At 59.7% G+C, this 3,350-nt stretch carries 2 protein-coding genes and 1 pseudogene; all 3 read right to left on the bottom strand.

The window, feature by feature from the left end:
• A pseudogene (locus I5W_RS02785) lies at window positions 1–423 on the bottom strand (ABC transporter permease subunit); the annotation flags it as partial.
• A 95-nt stretch (window positions 424–518) separates the two neighbouring features.
• Window positions 519–2,075, bottom strand: a complete 1,557-nt coding sequence (gene mmsA, locus I5W_RS02780; RefSeq protein ID WP_044528089.1) for a multiple monosaccharide ABC transporter ATP-binding protein — start codon at window positions 2,073–2,075, stop codon at window positions 519–521.
• Between the two features lie 238 nt (window positions 2,076–2,313).
• Complete coding sequence (gene chvE / locus I5W_RS02775) at window positions 2,314–3,333, bottom strand: multiple monosaccharide ABC transporter substrate-binding protein (RefSeq protein WP_044528091.1); 1,020 nt, start codon at window positions 3,331–3,333, stop codon at window positions 2,314–2,316.
• Window positions 3,334–3,350 lie beyond the last annotated feature (17 nt).

Raw genomic sequence — 3,350 nt, 5'->3', positions numbered from 1 at the left:
ATGAAGACGGATCTTGAAGTAGCGATCCAGTAACCTGCGCCGCGCCGATCAGCCGCCCGCAATCAGGCAGACGATGGAAGCCGGCACGAAGCCCCAGCCATAATCGACCATCAACACCGCCGCCAGCGCGCCGATCAGGCCCACCACCGACCCCACCGACAAGTCGATGTGGCCGGCCACGATCACCATCAACATGCCCAGGGCCATGATGACGATGTAGCTGTTCTGCAGCACCAGGTTGGTCAGGTTCAGCGGACGCATGAGCGTGCCGTCGGTCATGATCTGGAAGAAGGCCATGATGGCCACCAGCGACATCAACATGCCGTATTCGCGCATGTTGTTCTTCAGGAAGCTGCCGTAATCCTTCTTTTCGGCGGCGCCGCTGGCGACGGCCGGTTTCTTGCTCATGTCAATGCTTTCCATTGTTTTGCTCCTCTGCTGCTCTCTGGTCTTGATGGACTTTATGGGTGGCTACCGGTTTGGCTCCGGCTTGATGGTTTGCGTGTTTGCGTCCAGCTTCAGGCCGCCTTGGACAGGCCGGGATCATCGATGCGCTTGTTGCGCATGATGGCGCGCATGATGCTTTCCTGGGTCGCTTCAGCCTTGGGCAGATGGCCCACGAACTGGCCTTCGTTCATCACATAGATACGGTCGCACATGCCCAGCAGTTCCGGCATTTCCGAAGAGATCATGATGATGCACTTGCCTTCGGCGGCCAGCTTGCTGATGATGTTGTAGATCTCGAACTTGGCACCGACGTCGATGCCGCGCGTGGGTTCGTCCAGGATCAGCACTTCCGGCTGCGAGAACAGCCACTTCGACAGCACCACCTTTTGCTGATTGCCGCCAGAGAGGTTGACCACCTTCTGCAGCACGCTGGAACAGCGGATGCGCATCTGCTGCTTGAAGTCGGCAGCGATCTTGTACTCGCGCGCCTCGTCGATGACGGTGCGTTCGGAGACGCCGCCCAGATTGGCCAGCGAGATGTTCTTCTTGATGTCTTCTTCCAGCACCAGGCCGTCGCCCTTGCGGTCTTCGGTAACGTAGGCGATGCCTTTGGCGATGGCCTTCTCGATGGTGGACAGGTCCACCTCCTTGCCATGCAGGAAGGCTTGGCCGGTGATCTTCTTGCCATAGGCACGGCCGAAGATGCTCTTGGCCAGTTCGGTGCGGCCCGCGCCCATCAAGCCGGCAATACCGACGATCTCGCCGGCGCGCACGGTCATGTTGACGTCCTTGATGGCCAGGCGATCCGAGTGCAGCGGGTGGTGTACGCGCCAGTCGCGCACTTCAAAGATGACCTCGCCGATCTGCGGATCACGCTGCGGATAGCGGTCGGCCATTTCGCGGCCCACCATATGCTGGATGATGCGGTCTTCGCTGATCGGTTCAGCGCGGCAGTCGAAGGTATCGACCGTGGTGCCGTCGCGCAGCACGGTGATGGAATCGGCCACCTTGGAAATTTCGTTGAGCTTGTGCGAGATCAGGATCGAGGCAATGCCCTGGCGCTTCAACTCCAGCAGCAGTTCCAGCAGGGCATCGGAGTCGCTTTCATTGAGGCTGGCGGTCGGCTCATCCAGGATCAGCAGCTTGACTTCCTTGGAGAGCGCCTTGGCGATTTCGATCAGTTGCTGCTTGCCCACGCCCAGATCGCCCACCAGCGCCTGCGGCGACTCCTTCAAGCCGACCTTGGCCAGCAGTTCCTTGGCACGCACATAGGATTGTTCCCAGTCGATCACGCCGCCACGGGCTTGCTCATTGCCCAGGAACAGGTTTTCCATCACCGACAGCAGCGGCACCAGCGCCAGCTCCTGGTGGATGATGATGATGCCCAGGTGTTCGCTGTCGCGAATATCCTTGAAGGCACGCACCTCACCCTTGTAGACGATGTCACCGGAATAGGAACCGTGCGGGTAGACCCCCGACAGCACCTTCATCAGCGTGGACTTGCCAGCGCCGTTCTCGCCGACGATGGCATGGATCTCGCCTTCGCGCACTGCCAGGTTGACGTTGTTCAACGCCTTCACACCCGGGAAGCTCTTCTCGATGCCGCGCATTTCCAGAATGTTGCTCATGATGCTGACCTCTCTTTTGCCGGTCTTGCGTGGATGACGTAGCCGGACTTGTCTGTCTCGTTTGCGTTGCACAGGTGCAAGCGCAAATGCTGAAAGAATTAGTCCCGCACAGAGCGGGACCATGCTGTTCTTCTTGCGCTTTTCTTGCTTTGTTGTTTTTGTTGGGTGCTGCGATGGTACTGCGGGCAGCGCCGACATCGAAGATGCCGGGCGCCCGCGTATTACACCAGGAGGATGCTTACTTCAGTTGGGCTTCGGTGTAGTAACCGCTGCCGACCAGGATTTCCTTCCAGTTCGACTTGTCGACCACGACCGGCTTCAACAGGTAGGACGGCACGACCTTCACGCCGTTGTTGTAGGTCTTGGTGTCGTTGATCTGGGGCTGCTTGCCACCCAGCAATGCATCGACCATACCGACGGTGACCTTGGCCAGTTCGCGGGTGTCCTTGAAGATGGTGGAATACTGCTCGCCACGGATGATGGACTTGACCGAAGGCACTTCCGCATCCTGACCCGAGACATACGGGAAGGGCTGCTGCGGGGTACCGTAGCCGACGCCGCGCAGCGAGGACAGGATACCGATGGACAGGCCGTCATACGGGGACAGCACGGCGTTGACCTTGGCGTTGGTGTAGAAGGCCGACAGCAGGTTGTCCATACGGGCTTGTGCGGTGGCCGGATCCCAGCGCAGGGTGGCGACCTTGTCCATGCCCATCTGCTTGGAGCGCACCACCAGCTTGCCGCTGTCGATGTAAGGCTTCAGGACCGACATGGCGCCGTTGTAGAAGAAGAAGGCGTTGTTGTCGTCCGAGGAGCCGCCGAACAGTTCGATGTTGAACGGACCCTTACCTTCCTTCAGGCCCAGGGCCTTTTCCAGCGACTGCGCTTGCAGCACGCCGACCTGGAAGTTGTCGAAGGTGGCGTAGTAGTCGACGTTCTTGGAACCACGGATCAGACGGTCATAGGCGATGACCTTGACGCCCTTGTCGGCGGCCTTCTGCAGCACGTCGGTCAGGGTGGTGCCGTCGATGGCGGCGATCACCAGCACCTTGGCGCCCTTGGTCAGCATGTTCTCGATCTGGGACAGCTGGTTGGGGATGTCGTCTTCCGCGTATTGCAGGTCGGTCTGGTAACCCTTTTCCTTCAAGACCTTGACCATGTTGTTGCCGTCGGCGATCCAGCGGGCCGAAGACTTGGTGGGCATGGCCACGCCGACCAGTGCCTTGCTCTGTGCGCTCACCTGTGCGCTGATGGACATCAGGGTGACACCCAGGC

This window comes from Herbaspirillum sp. B65 (assembly GCF_000333555.1).
GTDB lineage: Bacteria > Pseudomonadota > Gammaproteobacteria > Burkholderiales > Burkholderiaceae_D > Herbaspirillum > Herbaspirillum rubrisubalbicans.
Note: the sequence above shows the minus strand (reverse complement) of the source record. Positions and strands in the feature narration are given on the sequence as shown.